The 22,233-nt window shown below is 68.8% G+C and carries 20 protein-coding genes and 3 pseudogenes; 13 read left to right on the top strand and 10 right to left on the bottom strand.

Annotation, left to right across the window (positions count from 1 at the left end; genetic code table 11):
- Positions 1-78: 78 nt before the first annotated feature.
- The 4 genes from ABD830_RS52550 to ABD830_RS52535 form a co-directional block, all read right to left on the bottom strand.
- Positions 79-444, bottom strand: a complete 366-nt coding sequence (locus ABD830_RS52550; protein ID WP_345003159.1) for a hypothetical protein — start codon at positions 442-444, stop codon at positions 79-81.
- On the bottom strand, positions 405-1,517 hold the full coding sequence (locus tag ABD830_RS52545) for a DUF418 domain-containing protein (RefSeq protein ID WP_345003158.1): 1,113 nt from the start codon (positions 1,515-1,517) through the stop codon (positions 405-407). Before ABD830_RS52545 ends, ABD830_RS52550 begins: the two co-directional genes overlap by 40 nt.
- A gap of 778 nt (positions 1,518-2,295) precedes the next feature.
- Complete coding sequence (locus ABD830_RS52540; protein ID WP_345003157.1) at positions 2,296-5,331, bottom strand: NACHT and WD40 repeat domain-containing protein; 3,036 nt, start codon at positions 5,329-5,331, stop codon at positions 2,296-2,298.
- 269 nt (positions 5,332-5,600) lie between these two features.
- On the bottom strand, positions 5,601-6,488 hold the full coding sequence (locus ABD830_RS52535; protein ID WP_378521066.1) for an IS5 family transposase: 888 nt from the start codon (positions 6,486-6,488) through the stop codon (positions 5,601-5,603).
- A 186-nt stretch (positions 6,489-6,674) separates the two neighbouring features.
- On the opposite strand from ABD830_RS52535, the pseudogene ABD830_RS52530 reads away from it, so the two are divergent.
- From ABD830_RS52530 to ABD830_RS52525, 3 genes and pseudogenes are all read left to right on the top strand, one after another.
- Positions 6,675-7,241 (top strand): annotated as a pseudogene (locus tag ABD830_RS52530) (transposase family protein); the annotation flags it as partial.
- 235 nt (positions 7,242-7,476) lie between these two features.
- A complete protein-coding gene (locus ABD830_RS54660) occupies positions 7,477-7,593 on the top strand; it encodes a GNAT family N-acetyltransferase (protein WP_486348601.1) in 117 nt (38 codons plus the stop codon).
- Between the two features lie 148 nt (positions 7,594-7,741).
- Entirely contained in the window at positions 7,742-9,451 is a 1,710-nt protein-coding gene (locus ABD830_RS52525; protein WP_345003155.1) for a lectin, read from the top strand.
- 41 nt (positions 9,452-9,492) lie between these two features.
- Here ABD830_RS52525 and ABD830_RS54585 read toward each other — a convergent pair whose 3' ends face one another.
- The 3 genes and pseudogenes from ABD830_RS54585 to ABD830_RS52515 form a co-directional block, all read right to left on the bottom strand.
- Positions 9,493-9,858, bottom strand: coding sequence for an alpha-galactosidase (locus tag ABD830_RS54585; RefSeq protein ID WP_425567275.1), 366 nt, complete (start codon positions 9,856-9,858; stop codon positions 9,493-9,495).
- Positions 9,859-9,881: 23 nt separating this feature from the next.
- Positions 9,882-10,016 (bottom strand): annotated as a pseudogene (locus tag ABD830_RS54580) (alpha-galactosidase); the annotation flags it as partial.
- A gap of 96 nt (positions 10,017-10,112) precedes the next feature.
- Positions 10,113-11,165, bottom strand: coding sequence for a LacI family DNA-binding transcriptional regulator (locus tag ABD830_RS52515; RefSeq protein WP_345003152.1), 1,053 nt, complete (start codon positions 11,163-11,165; stop codon positions 10,113-10,115).
- Between the two features lie 486 nt (positions 11,166-11,651).
- On the opposite strand from ABD830_RS52515, the gene ABD830_RS52510 reads away from it, so the two are divergent.
- The 3 genes from ABD830_RS52510 to ABD830_RS52500 all read left to right on the top strand — a co-directional run bounded on the left by ABD830_RS52510 (position 11,652) and on the right by ABD830_RS52500 (position 14,348).
- A complete protein-coding gene (locus ABD830_RS52510; protein WP_345003151.1) occupies positions 11,652-12,842 on the top strand; it encodes a coiled-coil domain-containing protein in 1,191 nt (396 codons plus the stop codon).
- A gap of 166 nt (positions 12,843-13,008) precedes the next feature.
- Positions 13,009-13,281, top strand: coding sequence for a hypothetical protein (locus ABD830_RS52505; RefSeq protein ID WP_345003150.1), 273 nt, complete (start codon positions 13,009-13,011; stop codon positions 13,279-13,281).
- Entirely contained in the window at positions 13,278-14,348 is a 1,071-nt protein-coding gene (locus tag ABD830_RS52500; RefSeq protein ID WP_345003149.1) for an FAD-dependent oxidoreductase, read from the top strand. The genes ABD830_RS52505 and ABD830_RS52500 overlap by 4 nt, the downstream gene beginning before the upstream one ends.
- 456 nt (positions 14,349-14,804) lie before the next feature.
- On the opposite strand, the gene ABD830_RS52495 is transcribed toward ABD830_RS52500, so the two are convergent.
- The gene (locus tag ABD830_RS52495) at positions 14,805-15,488 is read right to left on the bottom strand and encodes a GbsR/MarR family transcriptional regulator (protein ID WP_345003148.1); all 684 of its coding nucleotides are present in this window, start codon (positions 15,486-15,488) and stop codon (positions 14,805-14,807) included.
- A gap of 150 nt (positions 15,489-15,638) precedes the next feature.
- Between ABD830_RS52495 and ABD830_RS52490 the strand changes: the two genes are divergently transcribed.
- From ABD830_RS52490 to ABD830_RS52470, 6 genes and pseudogenes are all read left to right on the top strand, one after another.
- On the top strand, positions 15,639-16,844 hold the full coding sequence (locus ABD830_RS52490) for a cytochrome P450 (protein WP_345003147.1): 1,206 nt from the start codon (positions 15,639-15,641) through the stop codon (positions 16,842-16,844).
- 5 nt (positions 16,845-16,849) lie between these two features.
- Positions 16,850-17,794, top strand: coding sequence for an ATP-binding cassette domain-containing protein (locus ABD830_RS52485; RefSeq protein ID WP_345003146.1), 945 nt, complete (start codon positions 16,850-16,852; stop codon positions 17,792-17,794).
- The gene (locus ABD830_RS52480) at positions 17,791-18,549 is read left to right on the top strand and encodes an ABC transporter permease (RefSeq protein WP_345003145.1); all 759 of its coding nucleotides are present in this window, start codon (positions 17,791-17,793) and stop codon (positions 18,547-18,549) included. Before ABD830_RS52485 ends, ABD830_RS52480 begins: the two co-directional genes overlap by 4 nt.
- A gap of 356 nt (positions 18,550-18,905) precedes the next feature.
- A complete protein-coding gene (locus ABD830_RS52475; RefSeq protein ID WP_345003144.1) occupies positions 18,906-19,211 on the top strand; it encodes a Rossmann-fold NAD(P)-binding domain-containing protein in 306 nt (101 codons plus the stop codon).
- Positions 19,120-19,356: pseudogene (locus tag ABD830_RS54575) on the top strand (hypothetical protein); the annotation flags it as partial. The gene ABD830_RS52475 and the pseudogene ABD830_RS54575, both read left to right, overlap by 92 nt.
- The gene (locus ABD830_RS52470) at positions 19,347-19,658 is read left to right on the top strand and encodes a darcynin family protein (protein WP_345003143.1); all 312 of its coding nucleotides are present in this window, start codon (positions 19,347-19,349) and stop codon (positions 19,656-19,658) included. The pseudogene ABD830_RS54575 and the gene ABD830_RS52470, both read left to right, overlap by 10 nt.
- 107 nt (positions 19,659-19,765) lie before the next feature.
- On the opposite strand, the gene ABD830_RS52465 is transcribed toward ABD830_RS52470, so the two are convergent.
- Positions 19,766-20,161 (bottom strand): VOC family protein, encoded by a 396-nt coding sequence (locus ABD830_RS52465; RefSeq protein ID WP_345003142.1) that lies wholly within the window; start codon positions 20,159-20,161, stop codon positions 19,766-19,768.
- A gap of 377 nt (positions 20,162-20,538) precedes the next feature.
- Positions 20,539-20,745 carry a hypothetical protein gene (locus ABD830_RS52460; protein ID WP_345003141.1) on the bottom strand — a complete coding sequence of 69 codons (207 nt, stop codon included), beginning with the start codon at positions 20,743-20,745 and terminating at the stop codon, positions 20,539-20,541.
- Between the two features lie 60 nt (positions 20,746-20,805).
- On the opposite strand from ABD830_RS52460, the gene bla reads away from it, so the two are divergent.
- A complete protein-coding gene (bla, locus tag ABD830_RS52455) occupies positions 20,806-21,825 on the top strand; it encodes a class A beta-lactamase (RefSeq protein WP_345003140.1) in 1,020 nt (339 codons plus the stop codon).
- Positions 21,826-22,233 lie beyond the last annotated feature (408 nt).

Genomic DNA, 22,233 nt, shown 5'->3' with positions numbered 1-22,233 from the left:
CATGTCGCCGCCTCGTCTCACGACCGCCGCCCGGGCCGAGACCACAGTCTTCACCATGGTGCCTGGCCCAGGGCCCGATCACCCGGTGGAGATCGCCAGGGGCAGCGGCCTGTTCTCCGCGGCGGTGACGTTCATCGACCACTTCCAGATCGACCGGCCGCTGAGAGCCACGCGAGATCTCGGTCGTCGAACTCGACGATCCTGCGCACCGCCACGGCTCCGCTGCACGAGCGGAGGCTCGACGGCGTCGTGAATGGCGGAGCTGTGCGCGAGCGTCGGCGTGTCCATGGAGACGCCCCACCGGCACTCCGGCTCGAAGAACGGGCTCGTGCAGGCCGTGCCGGAGGCCCGCAGCGACCACGTCGTGCCCTGGCTGCGGGAGGCCGCGGCCGTGATGCGCGTGCTCAGGTCCGACGGGCCGGTGACGGCGCCTGATAGGCCCACTGCCAGGCAAGTTCCAGTGGCCCGCGGCTGAACCTGCGCAGCCACAGCGAGGACAGCACCAGGAACAGCAGGCAGATCCCGGCCCACGCCAGCGGCACCCACCACGGACGGAACGAGTCGAGCCGGTCGGCCAGCCCCAGGCCCCAGCCGTAGCAGAGGATGCTGGCCGCCAGGTTCTGGAAGACGTAGCAGGACAGCGCCGTGCGGCCGACGCCCGTGATCCCCCGGCGGAGCATGCCCGGCGCGTCGCGCATGCCGAGCACGACCGAGGTGATCAGTCCGAGCAGGCCCAGGGCGACCATCGGCGCCAAGAGGTAGCGGTCGACGGCGAACCACTCTGGGCCGGCGAAGGAGGTGGCCAGGTTGAGGGGCACACCGAGACCGAGGCCGACGGCGATCAGCTTTCTGCGCAGGCCCGCGCCGTGCTCTTCGAAGACCCCCGCGCGCAGCAGGCGCGCGCCGAGGAGGAACAGGACGATCCCCATGGGAACGATGAAGACCAGCTCGGTGCGGAAGACGACGACGTTCTGGAGGCGGAACGCGACCTGGTCGAGCCAGCCGAGCCGGGCGTAAGGGAGGGTGTCGCCGCCGCCCGGCCCGGTCATCATCAGGGCTGCGGTGGTCAGGGCCACCATGGCGACGTGCAACGTCCCGGCCGCGACCATCCACGCGGTGACCACTCGCCGGCTCCGGCCGATGAGGTAAGCGACGATCATTGACGTGATCGCGTAGCCCATCAGCACGTCGAACTCGAAGACCAGGACGAAGTGCAGGGCGCCCTCGACGAAGAGCAGCGACGCGCGCCACAGATACCTGCCAGGCCAGGCCAGGCCCTTGCGGAGCGCGCTGCGGTGCTGCAGTTCGAGGCCGACGCCGAAGAGCAGGGTCAGCAGGCCGAGGAACTTGCCGTTGGACAGGAAGCGCAGGAACGTCTCCACTACACCGGGGTCGCCGCCGAGCTGAAGGAACTCCGCTGGCCCGCCCGGCGCGGTGAAGATCCAGATGTTCGTGCCGAGTGTGCCCATGATGGCCACGCCACGCAGCACGTCGAGGGCGTCAATGCGTCTGGTCATGCCTCCAAGCCTGCAGGCGCGAACGCCGTACTTGATCGTCCCGTCAGGCGAAATAGCCAGTACATCGATCGATGTACTGGCTTACATCTTTAGCTTGTCTTTTAAACTCTGATCTTCGCATTTGTCCTGTTTGGTACCGATGGTGATCTATCACGCATAGCGGGCTGTGGCGGTGAGGCCTCGTCGATTCGGGAGAGGAGAAGCGGCCACCGACTCATCGTCGAGATGTGAAGAGCTCAAGGAGAGGCGGTGGCCGTGATTATCTTGGGTGGCTCCCAGTCGTGCAGCAAGTACTTCAAGTAGTGCAAGCGGCTACTTGGCGCACAGTTTCTTGGGGTCCGTACGGCATGTTGGACGGGCCAGATGTGGTCCGGCGGCGGGTCAGCGCGAACGGCGCGTTCGCCATGGCACGGCAGCCCCAGGCGATCCCGGTGGACGAGGTCACGATTCAGCTCTATGTGCACTGCCAATTCGAGCGGACCAAGATCGTCCAGGACGCCGAAGACATGATGTTTCTGAACCTGTTCCACGCGCCGCTGGGCAAGGCCATGTCGTACGGCCCGACCTGTAATAACCCGAACGGGGGTCCAGGAAACGTTTCGGCCGGAACGTTTCCTGATAACCCCGCGTTTGGGAAGGCTGCTCCCGACCTGGGCGTCAGCGCTCTCGGCACGAGGTCGTGCAGAGGGGATACCCGCCGGGATCTCAGTTTCGACGAGGTGACCTTCGGCGGTGTCGCCCGGTTCAGCGAGGCGAGAGGGCTGGAGCGCGGTTCTTCCTACTCGACGGCCGGATTCAGGAGGGCGTCCAGGCTCAGGATGTGGAAGGTGCCCTCCAGGGTGCCGAGGGCGAGACAGCTTCGCGTGGGGTGGAAGGCGGCGCTTGCCACGGGGCTGGAGCCGGGAATGCGCACGCGGCCAGAGGGATCGGCGGGGTCGGTGACGTCCCAGACGTTCGCGCCGCCCGCGAGCGAGCCCGTCGCCAGGAGATCGCCGGAGGAGTCGAACGCGACGGTGTAGGCCGCGTTGATCGGGATCCGGGACAGGAGCATCGAGCTCTCGGTGCTCCACAGGCTCACCGCCTGACGGCCGCCGACGGCCAGAACGTCACCGGACGGATCGAACGCCAGCGCGAGGATCCAGTCGACCTCCGCCGGCAGCCGGTGCACGAGCCGAGGGCGGGCGATGTCTCGGATGTCCCACAGCAGCACAAGGCCGTCGCGGCCGCCGACGGCCACGACGTTCCCGCCGGGATGGAACGCCACGGCTCGTACGGCTTGCTCATGAGCGTCCAGGGTGGCCAGCGGCTCAAGAGCGCCGGCGTCCGCGACTCGCCACAGGCGTACGTCGGTGTCCATGCTCGCGCTGGCCAGCAACGTGCCGTCCGGGCTGAAGGCGAGGCCCGCGACGAGGTCGTTGTGGGCTCGCGCCGTCGTCGACAACAGAGTCGGACGGGACGGGTCGGACAGATCGAACAGGCCGATGCCCCACGTCCAGGTGCCAGTGGCGAGGAGCTTCCCGTCCGGGCTCAACCCCAGCGCGTCGATCACCGTGGTGACTCGCCCCTCCGGCTCGTGGAGGATTGAGGCCGCCACGACCGGCGGCGTACGGTCGGCCACGTTCCAGACGAGCGCCCGCTCGGTTCGTCCTCCGGCGACGACGTGCCGGCCGTCGGGCAGGAACGCCATCGTGATGATGGGTGCGGCGTGGCCGGTGATGGCCGGACGGAGCCGTTCCTGCAGCAGCGCGTGCCTGAACTGGAAGAGCGGACCGACCTGCCGCAAGACGTTGCGCTGCTGGGCGTCCTCGAGGAAGGCCAGCAGCCGCAGCGGGGTTCGTTGTTCCAGGCGCCACCAGACGCGGGCCAGGACGAAGCGGCCCCAGGCGCTGTTGGTCAGGGAGACTGAGCCGATCGTGATCCCCAAGGGCAGCCCGTGCGCGGGGATGATCTGCAGGGCCAGGCCTACCAGTGTCCCGGACAGGAATCCTTCGAGCGTCTGGATGAAGGCGAGCCGGCGGTCCCAGACGAGCGCCGTGCGAGGCGTGGCGAGGGCGATGTCAGCGGGGGCGTCGAAGTTCAGCATCGCGCGCAGCGGGCCGGGCAGCCAGTTGGAGAAAGCGATGAGCCCACCCGCCAGGAGTGCCGCGTGCCAGCCCCGGTCCAGGCCGGCGCGCCAGCCGTCCGTCCAGCCGGTGAGCACGCCGAGAACCACTCCCACGCCGAGTCCGAGTTCCAGGCCACTGGTCACGGCGAGGCGGAGATTGACCCGTAGCGAGGCCGCGGTCGGCGGTTGCAGCACCACGCGACGGGGCTGCCCGTCCGCCACCAGAGTCGGGACGCTCGAACTGGCCCAGCGGGATCGCGAGACGAAGAACGCCAGCACTGCCATGAAGAGCGCGATGACCGGCCCTTCAAACGCCAGGACGACCAGATAGGTGATCACGGCAACGAACCAGCGGTCGAATTCGCGAGGGTTCTTGATTGCGCGCTGGAGCTGCCACCAAGCCAAATCATGGGTGCGGGTCCGGTCGAGCTCTGCCGCCAGGGCCGACAGGGTCTCCCGCGCGCGCTCCGCGTCCCGTTCGCCCCGCAGGCGCTGGTTGGTGCCGGCAGGACGCCTGTACGCGGCGGCGAGGAAACCGCCGAGCAGGTGGTTCTGGACGCGCTCGGCGGTGGGGAAGCGTTCGAGATCAAGGAGTTCGGCAGGATCGGCCAGAACGGTGTCGTCCCTGACGCGCCGGGGGACCGGGTTGTAGAGGAACCGGGCCAGACCGAGCATGAGCGGGGTGCGCAGGGCCTCTGTGACGGGGGCGGCCACTGAGTCACGCAGCCGTTCCAGAACCGGCTCCCAACGCTGGGCGGAGGCCGCGCCGGAAGCCCCGGCCCGCAGATAGTCGATCATCACATCAGAGGGCAGGTCGTGCAGCTGGACGACCGCCGCCCCGTTGAGCCGGACCGGAAGGCCGCGTTCCTCCGGATCGACGGCCGATGCGTACTCACTGGTGCGACTGGTGACGATCAGCGCTGACCCAGGGCGCAGCGCCTCGTTGATCGCGGCGATGGCGAAACCACGGACCGCCGGATCGAGCTCGTCCAATCCGTCCAGGACGGGTAGGACCAGCTGATCGTCGACCAGCGCCTGCGCCAGGCTGGCCCTCTCGCGCTCGGCGTACGGCGCGCCGAGACCGCTGTAGGACAGAGTGAGCCTGCCGACGATCCACTGGCCGAGCGGCTGCGTCTCGGGATTCCAGGAGGCCAAGCCGAGAACGACCGGAACGGGGTCGTCACCGCGGCGCTCGTCAAGGAGTTGCCTGGCCAGGTGCGCGGCCAGCGTGCTCTTCCCCGCGCCGGGACTGCCAAGGATGACCAGGCGATTTGTGGGGATGCGCATGAAGGTCCGGGTGATGTCGTCCAGCGTGCCGGTGAGCTCCTGGGGACCGCGGATCCGGGAGCCCTTGCGACGAAACGGCGAGCGCGCGGTACGGGCAGTCCGCTCCAGATCCGGCCAGTCCACGCCGAGTACGGCGACGTCGTCCGCGGAGTAGCCGACCGGCAGCCGCCACGGCGCGTCGGTCTCCTGTCGCCCAGCCTCGGCGTCCAGTTCCGCCCGTACGACCGCCTCGAGATCCTTGGCGACGGCCACCAGCGTGCGCGGCGGCTTCATCGCCTGGTAGGAGGCCCACTGCACCCACGCGGCGGTGACTGCGGCCGACAGCGACACTGCCGCAGCGATGCCCCCGACAACGTCCGCGTCCCAGCTCTTCCAGGCCAGCGCGGCCAGTGCTCCGGCCGACAGCGCCACCACGGCGGTCACGGTGACAACCGGAATTCGCTTACGGCCTTGACCGTTCAAGCCGTCCCATCTCCCTGTGCCCGGAGGTACTCGCCCCTATGCGGAGATCGTCGTACAGGGAGAAATGTTTCGCCGGTCCGTCGTCCTGGTCAATAAAGGGCTCGTCACGGAGATGCCAGGCCAGCGTGGCCGGAGCCAGCGCCTTGCCACCGCGGTTCAGGGCCGCTGGCGATGCCTGAACGACGTAGCACCCAACTGCCAGCCAAACAGCCCGACCGCTAGGTCGTGTTTCATAAGGCATTGAGCCACTGGTTGATCGCAGCGATGATGACGACGGCTTCGTAGCGTACGGCGAGCTTGTCGTAACGGGTCGCCATGCCGCGGTTGCCTTTGAGCAGGTTGATGCCGCACTCCACAGCGTGACGCAGCCGGTAGAACGCGGGGTCGAAGGCGGGCGGGCGACCTCCCTTCGATCCCTTGGCTCGCCGGTGAGCGTCCTGGTCGGCCTTGCTCGGAATGCACGCCTTGATCCCACGCCGGCGCAGATGAGTCCGGTTGGCCTTGCTGGTGTAGGCCTTGTCGGCCAGGACCCGGTCCGGGCGGGTCCTGGGACGGCCACCGCCGAGGCGGGCCACCCGGATCTTGCCGAGCACCGGTATGAACTGCGGGCTGTCGCCCCGCTGCCCGGCGGTCACCACCGCAGCCAGCAGCTTGCGGCCCTGCTCGCAAGCCAGATGGGTCTTGGTGGTCAGCCCGCCGCGCGAGCGCCCCAGGCCATGATCGGCCGGCTCGCTGTGCACCCCGCCGGGTGGTTCCTTTTGCAGGTGACCGTCCCGGCGTGCTCCGGCCGCGTGCTGGTGAGCCCGGGTGATGGTGGAGTCCACGCTCACCGTCCAATCGATCTTCCCGGCGGCGTCCGCACACGCCTGCAAGGCCGCCAGGATCCGCGCCCAGATCCCCTCCCGCTGCCAGCGCCGGAACAAGCCATACACGGTGAACCAGTGGCCGTAGCAGGCAGGAACGTCCCGCCACGGCGCCCCGGTCCGGATCCGCCACCGGATCCCGTCGATCAACTGACGCTTGCTCCACTTCGGCGGACGCCCCTTGCCCGATGCGGCAGGCAGATGCGGCTCCAGCGCCGCCCACTGCGCATCAGTGAGGTCGTGCCGCCTCGTCACCACTACGCTGGTCACGAGGTCTCCGGTATTTCGTTCTTCTTGGTCGTTGAACCACCTACCGGAGACCTCTTCGTTCAACGATCACCGACACGCCTCACACACGTGATCTTTCGAAACACGGCCTAGACGAGTAAGTCCTAAGTCGTTCGGAGTGCAGACACGACGAAGGGTGTCGAGGATCGATGTGTGACGAACGACCTCAACACCCTTCTGACCGCACTGTACGTGAGGATCGACGACTGGCTGGGCGAATCACCCCGGTTAGGACGACCACCCCAGCTGACCGACGCCGAGCTGCTGACTTTGGCGGTGGCTCAGGTCCTACTCGTCGTGCATTCCCAGGCCCGCTGGCTGCGCTACGTACCCGCACATCTGCCCGGCGCCTTTCCGTACCTGCCCAGCCAGTCCGGCTACAACAAGCGCCTGCACAAGGCCTTGCCCCTGCTCAAACGGGCCATCCGGGCGTTGGCCCACGACACCGACCTGTGGGATGACCCGGTCTGGGTGGCCGACTCCACCCCGGTCGAGTGCGGTCGTTCCCGCCCCACCGCCCGCCGTTCCGAGCTGGCGGGGTGGGCCGGCTACGGCTACTGCCGCTCCCACTCGCGCTGGTTCTGGGGCCTGCGCCTGCACCTGATCTGCACTCCGGCCGGACTGCCCATCACCTGGGCTCTGGCCACCCCGAACATCGACGAACGCCAGGTGCTGATGGCCGCGACAGCGTCCACCGCGCGGTGTGTCAGCCCGCGCCCGCCCTGCTCGGCCAGCACCTCGATGGCCGCGTCCCGTAGCCGATCCCGCCGGTCCTGATTCGTCATGGGCGCGACATTACCGCGCGTGGTACCACAGGTGGGGTGATGCTCGTGCTCCTATCGCTGCCCGCCGCCAACCGCGACCCTGCTGCGCCGCTTTCCCGGCCTCGCCCTGGCCGACCCGGACGGTACGGGCGCCGCCCGGCACGCGTGTGCCGCGGAACCGACCATGCGGCATGCTGGCCTCGCACCTCCATGTGGCCGAGGCCAACACCGGGGCGCTCGCCCTCTACGAACGGCTCGGCTTCGATACCCGCAAGCAGGTGACGTTCCGGGGGTTCCGCACGCCGTGACGCTGATCTTTGTTATCGATAACCTTTGATCGCCACAGCGTGAAGGCGGGCAGCTCACGCTTGGGTCTTGACATGGCGCGGGGCACGATCAACGGTGATGTTATCGATAACTCACATTCCGCCGCCCGCACGCGCAAGGAGTACAACCATGCATGCACCCGCCCGGTTATCCGTCCACGTGAGGGGCCGGCGCCGTCGTCCTCCCGCGGTCGTGGCCGCGTGCCTGCTGACGGCGGTCGTCACCGCCCTGTCGTGGGCGGTGGCGCTGCCGGCCTCGGCGGCGCCCGCCCCGCTGGTCAGCGCCTCCTCCCAGCGATGCCTCGACGTGAAGGGCAACGTGGACACGCTGGGCACGGCACTCGACATCTGGGACTGCAACGGCCAGGCCAACCAGGGATTCGAGTTCACCTCGGCCGGTGAGCTGCGCACCCTGAACGGCACCCGCTGCGTCGATGCGGACAGAGGCCAGACCACCCCGGGAACCATCGTGCTCATCTGGTCCTGCAACGGGCAGGCGAACCAGAAGTGGCGCAAGAACACCGACGGCTCCATCACCGGCACCCAGTCCGGGCTCTGCCTCGACGTCAACATGGCCGGCACCGCCAACGGCACTGCGGTCATCCTGTGGACCTGCAACGGCCAGAGCAACCAGAAGTGGAACGGCACGACCGGCGGCGGCAGCACGCTCGTGGTGGACGCCGCCACTGCCGTACGGCCGGTCACGCGCGTCGGCTCCGGCACCCTGTACGGGCTGTCCGACGCCAACACTCCACCCGTCTCGATCATGCAGCCGCTGAAGCTGCACCAGCTCCGGCAGCCGCCCCCGCTGCACCAGCACCGGCCCAACGGGTCCCCCGTCCCGATCGGCGACACGCTGGACATCGCGGCCAACGCCAAGGCCATCGGCGCGGTGATTACCGTCGACATGGCCGACAGCTTCGACGGCTTCCCCTACAACTGGACGAACTGGGATGACTGGTACAGCCGCATCGACAAGATGATCGCGGCGGTCAAGGCGCGCCCGGACATCACCAACATCGACGCCTGGGAACCGTGGAACGAACCCGACTGGACCTGGCCGTCCTCGGCGGGCAGCTTCAACGACGGGTGGGTCCGCACGTACCGGCGCATCCGCCAGAGCGAGCCCAATACGGCGATCATGGGCCCGAGCGAATCGCACTGGGACGTCAACCGGATGCGCTCGTTCCTGACCAACGCCAAGGCGACCGGCACCCTGCCGCAGATCGTGTCGTGGCACGAGCTCAGCGGATGGCAGCAGGTCACCGCCAACGTCCAGGCCTACCGGGCGCTGGAGCGCGAGCTCGGCATCTCCGCCCTGCCGATCTCCATCAACGAGTACGCCACCCGTGACGAGATCGACGTGCCGAGCAGCGCGAACCACTACGTGGCCCAGTTCGAACGCTCGGGCGTGCGCGACGCCGAGCGGGCGTTCTGGTTCGAGGCCGGCACGCTCAACGGCCTGCTGTACAACGGCCGGCCGACCGCGTCGTACTGGATGTACAAGTGGTACGCCGACCAGAGCGGCAGCATCGTCAAGGTCACCCCGGCCGCCTCCAACGACGGCGTGGCCGCCTACGACGCCGGCACGCGCACCTTCAGCCTCGTCTTCGGCGGCCAGTCGGGCAACAGCACGATCCGGGTCGACGGGCTCGGGGCGCTGGGCTCCTCCGTCACCGGCACGCTGGAGTACGTGCCCGGCTCGGGACGCACCACGAACGTCTCCGGCGCGACCCAGCTCTCGTCGGCCGCCTACACCGTGACCAACGGCAGCGTCACCGTTCCGGTCAACGGCCAGGACGCCAACGGCGCCTACCGCCTCACGCTGACGCCCCGGTAGGCCACCCCGTGAGACCGCCGGCGTCCGGGACGCCGGCGGTCTCACCCACCGTCAGGGCTCTTCGCGGACCAGGTGGACTGCACGGCCGACAGCTCGCCGTCCGGCGGCAGCAGGCGGTACTGCCGGCCGTGCTGGACCAGCGGGCGGATCCGCTTGTAGGCCGCGACCAGCTCGGCGGCCCGGCCCAGATCGGCCTGGCTCCACTCGGCCAGGTCCCCGCCGACGGCCAGCACGCCTGCCATGGCCACATGGAAGCGGAAGTCGAGCGGGACCTGGCGCCCGGTGCAGGGGTTGGGGCTGTCGGTGACCCAGCGCCCATGACCCGGGCCGGGTAGAGCTGCGAGAAGCCGTGCTGGATGTCCAGCCGGTCGAGCACGTCGTACAGGATGCGGACGTGGCCGAGCCACAGCCGCTCGTCCGGGCCGGCCTCGGTGAAAGGGCGGTTCATGTCCCACTTCAAGAAGTCGATGGCGTTCTTGGTGAGCAGTTCGTCCATCGTGCGGTAGAGCCAGGCGGCCACCTGCGGCCTGCTCAGATCGAGCACGAGCTGGTTGCGGTGCTCGATGCGGGCGGTGGCGGCGGGGCGACCCGCCCGCCCGGGGCATGGCGTGCCTCTTCTGCCCCTCCCGGATCAGGCACGGCAGGGGCCGGGAAAGGGGGTTCAGAAGGTGGAGCCGGGCGCGGGGGCGCTGCTCTCCCTGACGATGAGTTCGGGCTCGCTCCAGGCGGGTACGGCCGGGGCGTTCTGCGGGTCCAGCCTGCGGTGCAGCAGGCCGAAGCAGGCCCGGCCGAGCCCTTCGAAGTCGAGCCGTACGGTGGTGAGCGAGGGGTTGAGGTAGGCCGCGGGAGGCGAGTCGTCGAAGCCGACGACGCTGAGGTCGCCGGGGATGTGCCGGCCGGCCTCGCGGGCCGCCCGCATCACGCCCAGCGCGAGGTCGTCGTTGCCGCACAGGATCGCGGTGACCGAGGGGTCGGCCGCCAGGGGGCGGACGGCCAGGTAGCCCGAGCGCGGGCTCCAGCCGCCGTGCAGCGGTTCGGGCAGCGGCCGTCCCGCGGCGCGCAGCGCGTCCGCCCAGCCCTGGGTGCGCTGGGGCAGATCGCTGGTGGAGGAGGGGATGGCCACGTAGTGCACGGTCCGGTGACCGAGGCTGAGCAGGTAGCGGGTGGCGTGCGCGGCCGCCGCCCGGTCGTCCAGCCACACCTGCCAGGGGTCGGGCGCCTCGGCGCCGGGGCGGCGCTCCACGGCCGCTGCCATCGGGACGTCCGGTGGCAGCGACGCGAGCGCCCGCACCCCGGCGTCGTCGTAGGCGATCACCATGACCGCCTCTCCCGGCCGGTTGAGCCGTTCGGCGACGTCCCGCTGGCCGGATCCGGGCTCCAGCACGCTGATCCCGACCGAGAACCCGGCCGTCCTGGCCGCCTCCTCCATCCCGCGCAGCGTGGCGGCCGCGCCGTACAGGGAGGTGTCGGAGGTCAGCACGGTGACCGAGCGCACCGGGCCGCCGGCCAGCATCCGGGCCAGCTTGTTGGGCCGGTAGCCCAGTTCCTCGATGACCCGCAGGACCTTGGCCCGCGTCTCCGCGCTGACCCGGCCCTTGCCGTTGATCACGCGGGAGACGGTCTGCTGGGAGACACCGGCCACTCGGGCGACGTCCCAGATGCTCGCGGAGCGGCGGGGGACGTCCTCGCCGGAGATGTGACCGGTAACTTCCACAGGAGGGACCTTACTTGATGGCGGCATTGGCCTCATTGGTGATCTTAGTCGCGGCGTCCTGCGGGGACGTCTGCCCCAGCCAGACCTGGTTGAAGAGGTCGAGTGCTTTGACGTTGTAGGTTGTCCGGATCGCTGAGAGAGCTGCTGCGGCTCTTGAGAAGCGAAAAGGGCCGAGCCAGAGGCGATGAGGTGAGAGTTACCGATAACATCCCTCGCGTCAAGGGCTTGGAGCTGTACATGGGGTGGCGCCGGAGTACGGCAGACATGGGCCGCGCCGGGGGCCTGCGCCGTTCCCGGAACGGCGTACTCGCAGATTCCTGCTGACGTATCGGTGCAGATTTGCAGACAGCTCCGGGGTCCCTCACACCCGACCGTAACTTGCGGGAATGTTGCCTTCTCGCAAGTTACAGCGAGAGCGTCGTGGTGCAACGGATCCTTATTTCTGATTTCCATTTTCTAGAAAATCGAAAATGGTAAGCTGTCGCAGTGACTGTGGAGACCAGCGTGGTGACGCCCTGTAAGCACTGCGGAGCGCCGATCGAGCAGCGGCGGGGGAGAGGGCGTCCCAAGGCGTACTGTCCCGAGAAGGACTGTCAGGCAGCTGCCAAGCGGGAGCGGGAGCTACGGCGCGCCACGCCGGGGCTCGAGGGAGCCCTGGCCAGGGCCGAGCAGTTGTACGACCGGATGGAGAGCGGGCTGGCGGCTGCCATCGAGCCGCTGGCGCGAGCGCTGGCCGAGGAGTTGAGCCCGGCGGGGGTCGAGGCGAAGCTGAGCGCGGTGCAGGCCGAGGCGCACACGCGGGTCGCCATCGCGCGCACCGAGCGGGAGCAGGCATTCGAGCAGGTACGGCTGGCGCGCGAGGCCGCCGAGCACGCCCGCAGGCAGACGGCCGAGATGCGGGCACGGCTGGAAGAGGCGGAAAGCGAGCGGGAGACTGCGCTGGGGGATGCCGAGCGAGCGAGGGAGCAGGCGCTGGCGGCGTTGCGGGAGGCGGCGAGCACCGAACGTCAGGCGCTGCAGACGGCCGAGGAGGCGCAGCGGCGCGCGGAGGCGGCAGAGCAGCTGGCCGAGGAGGCTCTCCACCAGGTCGAGCTGACGGAGCAGGCCAGGGATCAGGCCGTTCAGGAACTGGCCGAACGGGCGGAGTTGGCGGAGCGGCGTACCGCCGAGGCTCGGGCGCAGGCCGTACAGAGTCAACAGGACGCCGACCAGGCGCGGGAGGAACGTGATCGAGCCCGCGACGAGACGGCGGCGGCCGTGCGGGCGCGCGAGCAGGCCGAGCGGGCGGCGGTCGGCGCGCAGGCCCGCGCCGAGGCGGCGGCGCAGGAGCGGGACCGGGCGGTGGAGCGGGCCGTCATGTCCGAGCGCGCGGCGGCCGAGGCGGAGCGGGATCGAGCGGTGGCGCTCAAGGACGCCGCTCGGGCGACGGCCGAGGTGGAACGGCTGGAGGAGAAGGCGGCCGAGTCCGCGGCGGCGCTGTCCCGGGAGCGGAAGCAGGTGTCCCGGGAGAAGTCGCGGGCTGACGCCGCGGCGAAGGAGCAGGATCGGCTGCTGGGGGAGTTGAGGCTGGAGCGGATACGGCTCGAGGACATGCGGGCGGAGCTGGAGGCGGTACGGGCGGAGGCGGCGCAGTTGCGGGAGCGGGCGGTGGCTGCCGAACTCCGTTCGTCGTCGTAGAACCTGGAAGGGCTTCCGATTTCCAGGTGGGTAGACGAGAGTGCTCCGCGTAGATGGAGGGCTCCCCGTAGGTTTCGGGAGTCTTGCCGAGGCGGAAGGCCGGGCCGCGCCACCCCTTCGTCCGATTGACGCAGGGTTGTTCTGCCGTGGTGGGGAGGAGCTCAGCGTGGACCTCGTCCACCACGAGGTCGAACAGCTCTTCCTTGGTGGAGATGTATCCGTACAGCCGCACCGGGCCGACCTCCAGGCGGGCGGCGACCTTGCGCAACGCCCTCGCCTCCAGCCCGGCCTGGCCGGCCAGCGCGATGGCGGCGAAGACGATGCGCTCCCGGTCGAGGGGCAGAGGGCGAGTCGGCGGCTCGGGCCGGTCCCACACGGTCATGGCTACATCGAACTGTTGCGCTACATCGTCACAATAAAATACAGCGTATCGGCATGAGACGCCGTATCGCTGCGGTCGGGGGAGGTCCCGGCGGCCTTAGCTTCGCCCGTGTCCTGCACCACCATGGGCACCCCGTCACCGTCCTCGAACGCGATCCTGCCCCCGACGCCCGCCCCCCGGGCGGCACGCTGGACCTGCACAAGGGGATGGGCCAGCTCGCACTGGAGAAGGCAGGGCTACTGACGGAGTTCCAGGAACTGTCCCGTCCCGAGGGGCAGGCCATGCGCATCCTGGACACGAACGGGACCGTCCTTCGCGACTGGAAACCCCGTCCGGATGAACGGGCCAACCCCGAGATCGACCGCGGGCACCTCCGCGACCTGCTGCTCGGCCCCCTCGACGTCCAATGGGGGCGGCACGTGACGGAGGTGGTGCCGCAGACCCATGGCGGCGTGCTCGTCCATTTCGCGGACGGGCGACAGGAGACGTTCGACCTCGTGATCGGCGCGGACGGCGCCTGGTCCAGAGTCCGCCCGGCAATCTCGTCCGCGACGCCGCACTACACCGGCGTCACCCGGGTCGAAACCTCCCTGGACGACATCGACACCCGCCACCCTGACCTCGCCCGGTTGATCGGCGACGGCTCCGTGGCTGTGTACGGCGTGAACCGCGCCCTCGTCGCCCAGCGCAACAGCGGCGGCCACGTCAAGGTGGGCGCCCAGTTCCGCGCGCCGCTGGACTGGCACACGAACCTGGACCTGGCCGACGTCGAGGCCGTGCGATCAAGCCTGCTGGCTCTGTTCGACGGCTGGGCCGCTCCCGTCCTCGACCTCCTCCGCCATGGCACCACTTTCGTCCACCGTCCCCTCTACGTCCTGCCCGTCTCCCACACCTGGACCCACGTCCCCGGGGTGACGCTGCTCGGCGACGCCGCCCACCTGATGCCCCCATTGGGGGCGGGCGCGAACCTCGCGATGCTGGAAGGCGCCGAACTCGCCGAGTCCATCGCCGCCGCCCCCCACCCTGGAGATCTGGACGATGCCGTCCGCGCCTTCGAGGAACAGATGTGGGCACGAGCCGGCAATGGGCGAAAATCACGACGGCCGGTCTGGAACGCCTCGTGAGCCCGGACCCCACTCAAGCCCTCGCCGTCTTCGACGAAGTCCAGCCATCCTGACCGCCGAGCGCGAGAGCACCAGCATCGGCGACCGCGGCGGACCGCTGTCCCACCACGCGCCTCTCCGAGCCCTCGGAGCAGGCGCTCTGGCAGCACGTCCAGCCCTACGGCGAGGTACGACTGGACGTCGCCAAGCGGCTGGCGCTGAGCGGGGATGTCGCGCAGCCGGGCAATCCGGAGTAGGCCGCGATCGCGTCGTAGTCCGACGCGCGAACTCGGCAGGCGGTTGAGCAGGAGCGGCGGCGACGTTCCGTCGCAGGCCGGCTGACGGTCAGCCTGCATTCGGGAGCCTCGCAGGGGGTTCCGGCTGGGAGCGGGGGTTTCGTTACGCGGGTCGAACAGGGTCTCGTGGGCATTGAGGGAGCTCTTGCACGACAGCACTTGACATCCGCCTGCGGTCTGATCATGGCGGGAGGTCGCGCCAGCGTTCGGCCGACTCCAGAGCGTCCAGGCTGATCCGCTCCAGGAACGCGCCGCCCCTGGCCAGGCGGCGTCCCACGGGTGTGTCGAGCCCGAGCCGCCGCCCCGCCGCCTTCGTGAGCTCAGCCGCCTCGAGCGTCTGCCTCGAGCTGATCACCGTCGAGTGGTACCAGGCGTCGTCGTCGACCACATAGATGTCGTGCCGCCGCTGCGGATCACGTTCGCGCCTGATCAGCCCCTGCTGGGTCAGGTAGCCCACTGCCATGGAGATCGAGGCGGGACTGACGTTCAGCCCACGCGACAGCTCGGCCGCGGTGAGCCTGCCGTCCTCGCTCAGCCACAGGCCGATGAGCACGCGCGCCATCATTTTCGGCAGGCCCATCCCGACCGCCATCTCGACGGCTTCCTCTTGCACCTCGACGACCTTGCGGTCCTGGGGTTCGGCCTCGGGCGAACGTGCCGGGGTGCCGCGCCGCGCCCGCCGCGCTGTCGCCTGGTGCGCCCGCTCAGGGCGGTAGTCGCTGGGGCCGCCGTTGCGGCCGACCTCACGGCTGATCGTCGAGGTCGGCCGGTTCAGCCGCCTGGCGATCTCGGCGTAGGAGCGGCCTTCGGCGAGGCCGGTCGCGATGCGGTGACGGTCCTGCAGGGTCAACCTTCCTTCTGACATGACACCACTATTGCGTTCGGGGGCCACACAATGCAATGTTTCATTGCATTCAGTTTCAGCGTCAACGCATCAATTTATCGGCTCTGGCCTGGGATGATGTGCCTCACCTGATTGACATAATTTCTGAATGCAACGTAGCTTTCAGTTGTGATGAACACGTACTATCGCGATGAGCCGGTCGCTCCGTCCCTCGACCGCTCACCCGCCTGTCCCTTCGATCCCGCCCCTTCGCTCACCGCCCTGCGCGCAGAGCAACCCATCGCCCGCCTGGCCGTGCCCGAGGGCGCCCCCGGCGTCTGGATGATCACCGGATACGACCTGGTCCGCCAGATCCTCGCCGACCCACGGTTCAGCTCCCGCTACGAAACCCACTACCACCCCCTGGCGGGCGGGCACCTGCCGCCGGCCCCCGTCGGTGACCTGACCGGCATGGACGCACCCCAGCACACCCGCTTCCGCAGGCTGCTGGCGGGCAAGTTCACCGCCCGCAGGATGAACCTGCTCACCGAGCGGGTCACCGAGATCACCCGTGAGCGGCTCGACGCGATGGAGCGGCAGGGGCCGCCCGCCGACCTCGTCGAGGTCTTCGCGCAGCCCGTTCCAGCGCTGATGATCTGTGAGCTGCTCGGCGTACCGTACGAGGACCGCGACCAGTTCCAGAGCTCCACCCAGGCCCTGTCGGACGCCGGGACCGCTGAGGCGCAGTACGCCGCCTTCGTCGAGCTCGGCACGTACCTGCGGGAGCTCGCGCTCGCCAAGCGGGCCAAGCCGACCGACGACCTGCTCAGCGACCTGGCCACCGGCGGCGACCTGACCGACGAGGAGCTCGGCGGCGTGGCCGCGTTCCTGCTCGGCGCCGGGCTCGACACCACCGCCAACATGCTCGCGCTCGGCGCCTTCGCCCTGCTGCGCAACCCGGCCCAGCTCGCCGCCCTGCGCGGCGACCCCGACCTGGCCATCGGCGCCGTGGAGGAGCTGCTGCGTTACCTGTCCGTCGCCGCCACCGGTATGCGCGGCGTGCTGGAGGACGTGGAGCTCGGCGGCAGGCAGCTCAAGGCGGGCGACACGGTCATCATCGCGATCAACGCCGCCAACAGGGACCCGGCCAGGTTCTCCGACCCCGACGTGCTCGACCTGAGCCGCTCGGCCGCCGGGCACCTGGCCTTCGGCCACGGCGTCCACCAGTGCCTCGGTCAGCAGCTTGCCCGCGTCGAGATGCGTGTCGCGTTTCCCGCGCTGCTCATCCGCTTCCCGACGCTGCGACTCGCCGTACCGGCTGAAGAGCTGTCACTGCGCACCGACCCTTCGCAGGTGTACGGCGTGCACAGCCTGCCCGTCACCTGGGATCGGGGGTGAACGCGATGCGAACCTTCGTTTCGGTGACGGGGCTGCGTAAGTCCTACGGCGCCCACCGCGTCCTGGACGGCATCGACCTCAGCATCCCGCAGGGCACCGTCTTCTCGCTGCTCGGTCCGAACGGCGCGGGCAAGACCACCACAGTGCAGATCCTGTCCACCCTGATCAAGGCCGACGCGGGCGAGATCTGGGTGGCCGGGCACGACCTGGCCAAGGAACCCGACAAGGTGCGTGCCGCGATCGGCGTCACCGGCCAGTTCTCCGCGGTCGACAGCTTCCTCACCGGCGAGGAGAACCTGCGACTCATGGCCGACCTGCTCCACCTCGGCCGCGCCAAGGGCGGCGGGCGCGTCCGCGAACTGCTGGAGCGCTTCGACCTCACCGACGCCGCGCGCAAGCCCGCGGTCACCTACTCGGGCGGCATGCGCCGCCGGCTCGACCTCGCCATGACCATGGTCGGCACGCCCAGGCTCATCTTCCTCGACGAACCGACCGCAGGCCTGGACCCCCGCAGCCGCCGCATCATGTGGCAGATCGTCCGGGACCTCGTCCAGCAGGACGGCGTGACCATCTTCCTGACCACCCAATACCTGGAGGAGGCCGACGAACTCGCCGACCGCATCGCGCTGCTCAGCCAGGGCCGGCTGGTGGCCGAGGGCACCCCTGAGGAGCTCAAGCGCATGGTCCCCGGCGGCCACATCGTCGTACGATTCGCCGACCCCGACGGGTACCGCAGGGCGGCCGGCCACGTCGGCGCCACCTCCAGCAACGACGCGGCGCTCACCGTGCAGATCCCCGACTCCGGCGGAGTCAGGACGCTGAGGAAGCTCCTGGAGTGGCTGGACACGCATGCCGTCGACGTCGCCGAGCTGTCGATGCACACCCCCGACCTGGACGACGTCTTCCTCACCCTGACCCAGGAGCCCTCGACCAAGGAGCCCTCCCGATGAGAGCGGTCACCGACTCGGCGACGATGCTGCGGCGCCAGGTCAAACACATCTGGCGTTACCCCACGCTGATCCTCACGTTCGCGTCCGTGCCCGTGGTGTTCCTGCTGCTGTTCGTCTACGTCTTCGGCGGCACCATGGGCGCGGGCATCGGCGCCGACCGCGCCGCCTACGTCGGTTACCTCATCCCCGGCATCATGATCACGACGATCGTCGGCGCCGGGCAGGGGACCGCGATCTCGGTGGCGACCGACATGACCGAGGGCATCATCGCCAGGTTCAAGACCATGGCCATCGCCCGCGTCTCGGTGCTCACCGGGCACGTGCTCGGGGCGATGGTGCAGACGTTCCTCGCGATTGCCATGGTGAGCGCGGTGGCGTTGCTGATCGGGTTCCGCCCGTCCGCCTCGGTGCCGGACTGGCTCGGCGTTGTCGGTGTGCTGGCCATGTTCACCTTCGCGATCACCTGGCTGTCGGTCGCGCTCGCCCTGGTCACCAAGAACGTGGCCACGGCCAGCAACCTGCCGATGCCGCTGATGCTGCTGCCGTTCCTCGGCAGCGGCTTCGTCCCGACGGAGTCGATGCCGACCGGTTTGCGCTGGTTCGCCGAGCACCAGCCGGCCACCCCTGTCATCGAGACGCTGCGCGCGCTGCTGGCCGGGCGTCCGGCCGGGTCCAGCTTCCTGGAGGCGGCTATGTGGAGCGCGGGCATCGCCCTGGTCAGTTACCTGTGGGCACGCAGGCTCTACAACCGGTGAGGTTCACTGGATTCGGTCCAGGATCGGACAGGTCACCGTAGGCCGCCTCCAGCTCGGCGCGTGCATGCGATGTCGACGAAGTTGCGGTCGCAACCGGTCCCTGTGAGGGCGTCGCACCGGCTGTCGGGGTTGCGGTCGGCAGCCGGCACGGGTGGAGGTAGCGGTGGACGGCGTCCGCCTCACTCTCCTGGCGCACCGAAACGTTGCCGAGTCGACTCCCGCCTGTCTGTCCGCGAGCCGGGCAGCGTCATCGCGGCTTCTCCTGCGATGGGCCATCTCCATCGGCGAGCCATCCGGTCGCCTCCAGCCGCCGGAAACGGCTGCCGTGGAAGACGGCGCCGGGTTCGAGGACGGACTTGTCATCGCGCAGGACTTCGCGGTCGCTGACCTGGGCCGCGCGCAACACCGACGCCTCGGCCTCGGACCTTGGACCGGGGGAGCTCGGCCGCCCCGTCCGCTATGAACGCCAGTCGCTCGACGAGCTGCGCGCCGACCTCGTCGCCTACGGCCTCGACGAGGCGTTCGTCCAGGGCGTCGTCGACATGAAGCGGGCCAAGGACGAGGGCCTCGATGCCGGCGTCGCCCGCACCCCGGACACCACCGGCCCCACCACCTTCGAGCACTGGTGCGCCCAGACTCTCAAGCCCGCCGTCCTGTCCTGAAGCCACCAGCCCTTTTGCCGTCGCACATGGCGCCCACGGCGTCAAGACCACCCACCACTTGGGAGACACCATCATGCCCGTTGAGGAGACCGAACCGCTGGTCACCGCGTTCATGCTCGTGAAGACCACGCCCGAGTGGCTCGCACTGACCGTCGCGGAGCGGATCGACGCCTTCACCACCCAGGTCGTCCCCACGATCGCACGATCGAGGCCAGGACCAGCGGCGTCCGGTCACGCTTCTACGACACGGAGTTCTACTCCGCACGCGTCACCGACGTCTGGGTCTGGGAAGCGGCCGATCACCACGCCTACCAGCTCCTCATCGACGCACTGCGCGAAACCCCGTTCTGGGACCGGTACTTCGAGGTCGTCGACATCCTCGTCGGTACCGAGAACGGCTATGCCCGCAACTACCACGTCGAGCCCGCTGCCACGATCAGCACCTGACGCACTGCTCGGGACAGTAGGAAGGTGTCATCGATCCCGAGTGCAAGATCGTGAACGGGGCGGCTGGGTGGGCAACACCGCCGGAAAGACCTTGTTCGCAGGGAACATCATCGAGGGCGATGTGCCCGGATATCTACGGGGCGTCCATCGGGATCGCGAGCCGTCATCGTACATTGCGTGGGCAATGTCTCGATCTGTCCGACTGACCGCCCAGCATCCAGAATCCGTTCGCGAAGCTCACACAGTTGTTCATATGTGCCCACGCGCAGGCCCCAACCCGCCCGGTTCAGAGGATCAAGACCGAGGGAGGGGACAGTAGCGGTTTCGACGATCATTAGATGGTCGGCCCCGCCGACATCGAGGACTGCGATCCGAGGGGCAGTAGAAGTTGCAGCGCGCTCGAACGCGAGCGTTGCTCCGAGCAAATCCGTGTAGAACGCCACGAGCCGGTCGAATCTGGTCGTGGACAGGGTCAGATGGTTGATTCCGAGCAGATCGGCCATGATCGACCGATCGTAGCTCAGTCGCATCGCGATCTTGCGCTCGCGCTTGAAGACGCCCTCTCGTCAGGGGATCCATTTCCGTACGAGGGCAACGGGTGAACACCACGGGGCATGACGAGCATCCGAACGAAAAGTCCCGTTAGCAGAACAGACTTGAGCGGCTTGCCGTGACTTTCCGTTCGAATGCGTCTCGCCGAAAGGGTTTACGCAGGTAATGAGCCATGCAGGTGGGTTGCCCGGACGACCGCGACACGGGCGAGCTTCGGCGGCCACGAGTTGGCCAGGAACGAAGCCTCGGCCACCGCGATGCTCCACGACTTCTTCGAAGCCCTGCTCGCCAAGCACCCTTTCACGGTGCCCTGATCTGACCGGCACCCTCACCACAACCAGATCTGACTGGAGGCGCGGCACGAGAACCGCCACCCCCGCCGTGCGGAGATCGGCGGCCGCCACCGGGGCGGGAGAGAGGGGTGCGTGGCCCGGTCGACGCTCGCCTCGACCGGGCCGGTCGCCGCAGCGAGCGCGGAGTCGTACTCCAGCGCTCGATACAGCGTGGAGCGGGCGATGCCGAGGCCACTCTGCACACACTCACCGGCGCCATCTGCCCTTGAGGCGCCCGCTGATATCCATATCGATATGGCTGAATGATCAATATCAATATTGGACACCCCTGGCCGGTTTCTGATCTGCTCTCCGCCATGACACAACCCCTCCTGCGTCTTGGGATCGCGACATTGACCACTTCTATGCTGCTGAGCGGCCCCGCCACTGCCGCGGATGCCACCACCGGCGAGAGGAGCACCTCCAGCGTCGACTCCCGGACTGGCACCACCGCCCCCTCCGACTCCGACCTGGACAAGACGCTGCAGGAACTCGAGAAGTCCTACCAGGGGCGTATCGGCGCAGTCGGCATCGACCTGGGAACTGGTAAAACGGTCGGCTACCGAGCCGATGAGCGCTTTCCCCTCAACTCCATGTTCAAGGTGTTCGCCTGCGCGGCAGTACTGCACAAAGCACGCACCAGCGACCCCGGGCTGATGGACAAGGTGGTTCGCTGGGAGCCCGCCGAGATAACCGGGCTGACCACGAACTCCCCAGAGACCACCGAATACACCGACACCGGCATGACACCTGCGCAGCTGTGCCGCGCCGGGATCACCAAATCCGACGGCTTCGCAGGCAACACGCTGCTGAAGCAGATCGGCGGACCGCGCGGGCTGACCGAGTTCTTCCGCGCCACCGGTGATCGGACAAGTCGGCTGGACCGACCGGAGCCCACCCTGACCGAGTGGAAGCCGGGTGAAGAGCGCGACACCACCACCCCCGCGGCGGCCGCACGGACCTTCACCAAGCTCACCACCGGTAAGACCCTCCATCCCCGCGACCGGGCGCGGCTGGTCGGCTGGCTGAAGGCCAGCCTCACCGGTGCCAACCGGATCCGGGCCGGACTCCCCAAGGACTGGACGGTCGGCGACAAGACCGGCACCGGCGGCGCGAGCAACTACGGCACCGCCAACGACCTGGCGATCGTCTGGTCGCCGGGGTCCAACGCGCCGATGATCCTTTCGGTGTTCACCAACCGTAACTCCGACAACACCACGCATGACGACAAGGTGATCGCCTCTGCCGCGACCGCGCTGGCCAAGGCCCTCGGCCGGCTCTGACGGGCCTGTCCGTTCGCAACCGCGATCGTGAACCAGATCGTGCGCTCTCCAGCCACAGAAAGCCGGCAGGGGCTGTACGCAAACGAACAGACGCATGCCCGCTCCGGCACCTTTGACGACGTCGGCGGGCGCGGCCGGGGCAGGGCAGGCTCTTGGGCACCTTCGCGATGTCGATCCGGTCCATCGGCTTGGCCTGCAGCAACTCGTGCCGGACGGCCCACTTGGCGAAGGAGACGATCGCGGCGCGCTTGCGCTTACGGCCGGCCGGTGACAGCTCGGCGAACTCGGCCAGGAACGCGCGAACCGGCACGGCGGTCAGTGCGTCGATCTCCTCGCCGTGGTGGGCGGCGAAGGCGATCAGGTCGCCGCGGCGGGCGCGCCGGATGTGCGGTACGGCGGTGAAGCAGA

The sequence above is a fragment of the Nonomuraea helvata genome, from assembly GCF_039535785.1.
GTDB lineage: Bacteria > Actinomycetota > Actinomycetes > Streptosporangiales > Streptosporangiaceae > Nonomuraea > Nonomuraea helvata.
Note: the sequence above shows the minus strand (reverse complement) of the source record. Positions and strands in the feature narration are given on the sequence as shown.

Coding starts and splice junctions, on each gene's coding strand:
- ABD830_RS52490 (WP_345003147.1), top strand. CDS start 15,639: ATGAACACGTACTATCGCGATGAGCCGGTCGCTCCGTCCCTCGACCGC.
- ABD830_RS52465 (WP_345003142.1), bottom strand. CDS start 20,161: ATGGCCGATCTGCTCGGAATCAACCATCTGACCCTGTCCACGACCAGA.
- ABD830_RS52480 (WP_345003145.1), top strand. CDS start 17,791: ATGAGAGCGGTCACCGACTCGGCGACGATGCTGCGGCGCCAGGTCAAA.
- ABD830_RS52495 (WP_345003148.1), bottom strand. CDS start 15,488: ATGTCAGAAGGAAGGTTGACCCTGCAGGACCGTCACCGCATCGCGACC.
- ABD830_RS54660 (WP_486348601.1), top strand. CDS start 7,477: ATGCTGGCCTCGCACCTCCATGTGGCCGAGGCCAACACCGGGGCGCTC.
- ABD830_RS52485 (WP_345003146.1), top strand. CDS start 16,850: ATGCGAACCTTCGTTTCGGTGACGGGGCTGCGTAAGTCCTACGGCGCC.
- ABD830_RS52500 (WP_345003149.1), top strand. CDS start 13,278: ATGAGACGCCGTATCGCTGCGGTCGGGGGAGGTCCCGGCGGCCTTAGC.
- ABD830_RS52525 (WP_345003155.1), top strand. CDS start 7,742: ATGCATGCACCCGCCCGGTTATCCGTCCACGTGAGGGGCCGGCGCCGT.
- ABD830_RS52545 (WP_345003158.1), bottom strand. CDS start 1,517: ATGACCAGACGCATTGACGCCCTCGACGTGCTGCGTGGCGTGGCCATC.
- bla (WP_345003140.1), top strand. CDS start 20,806: ATGATCAATATCAATATTGGACACCCCTGGCCGGTTTCTGATCTGCTC.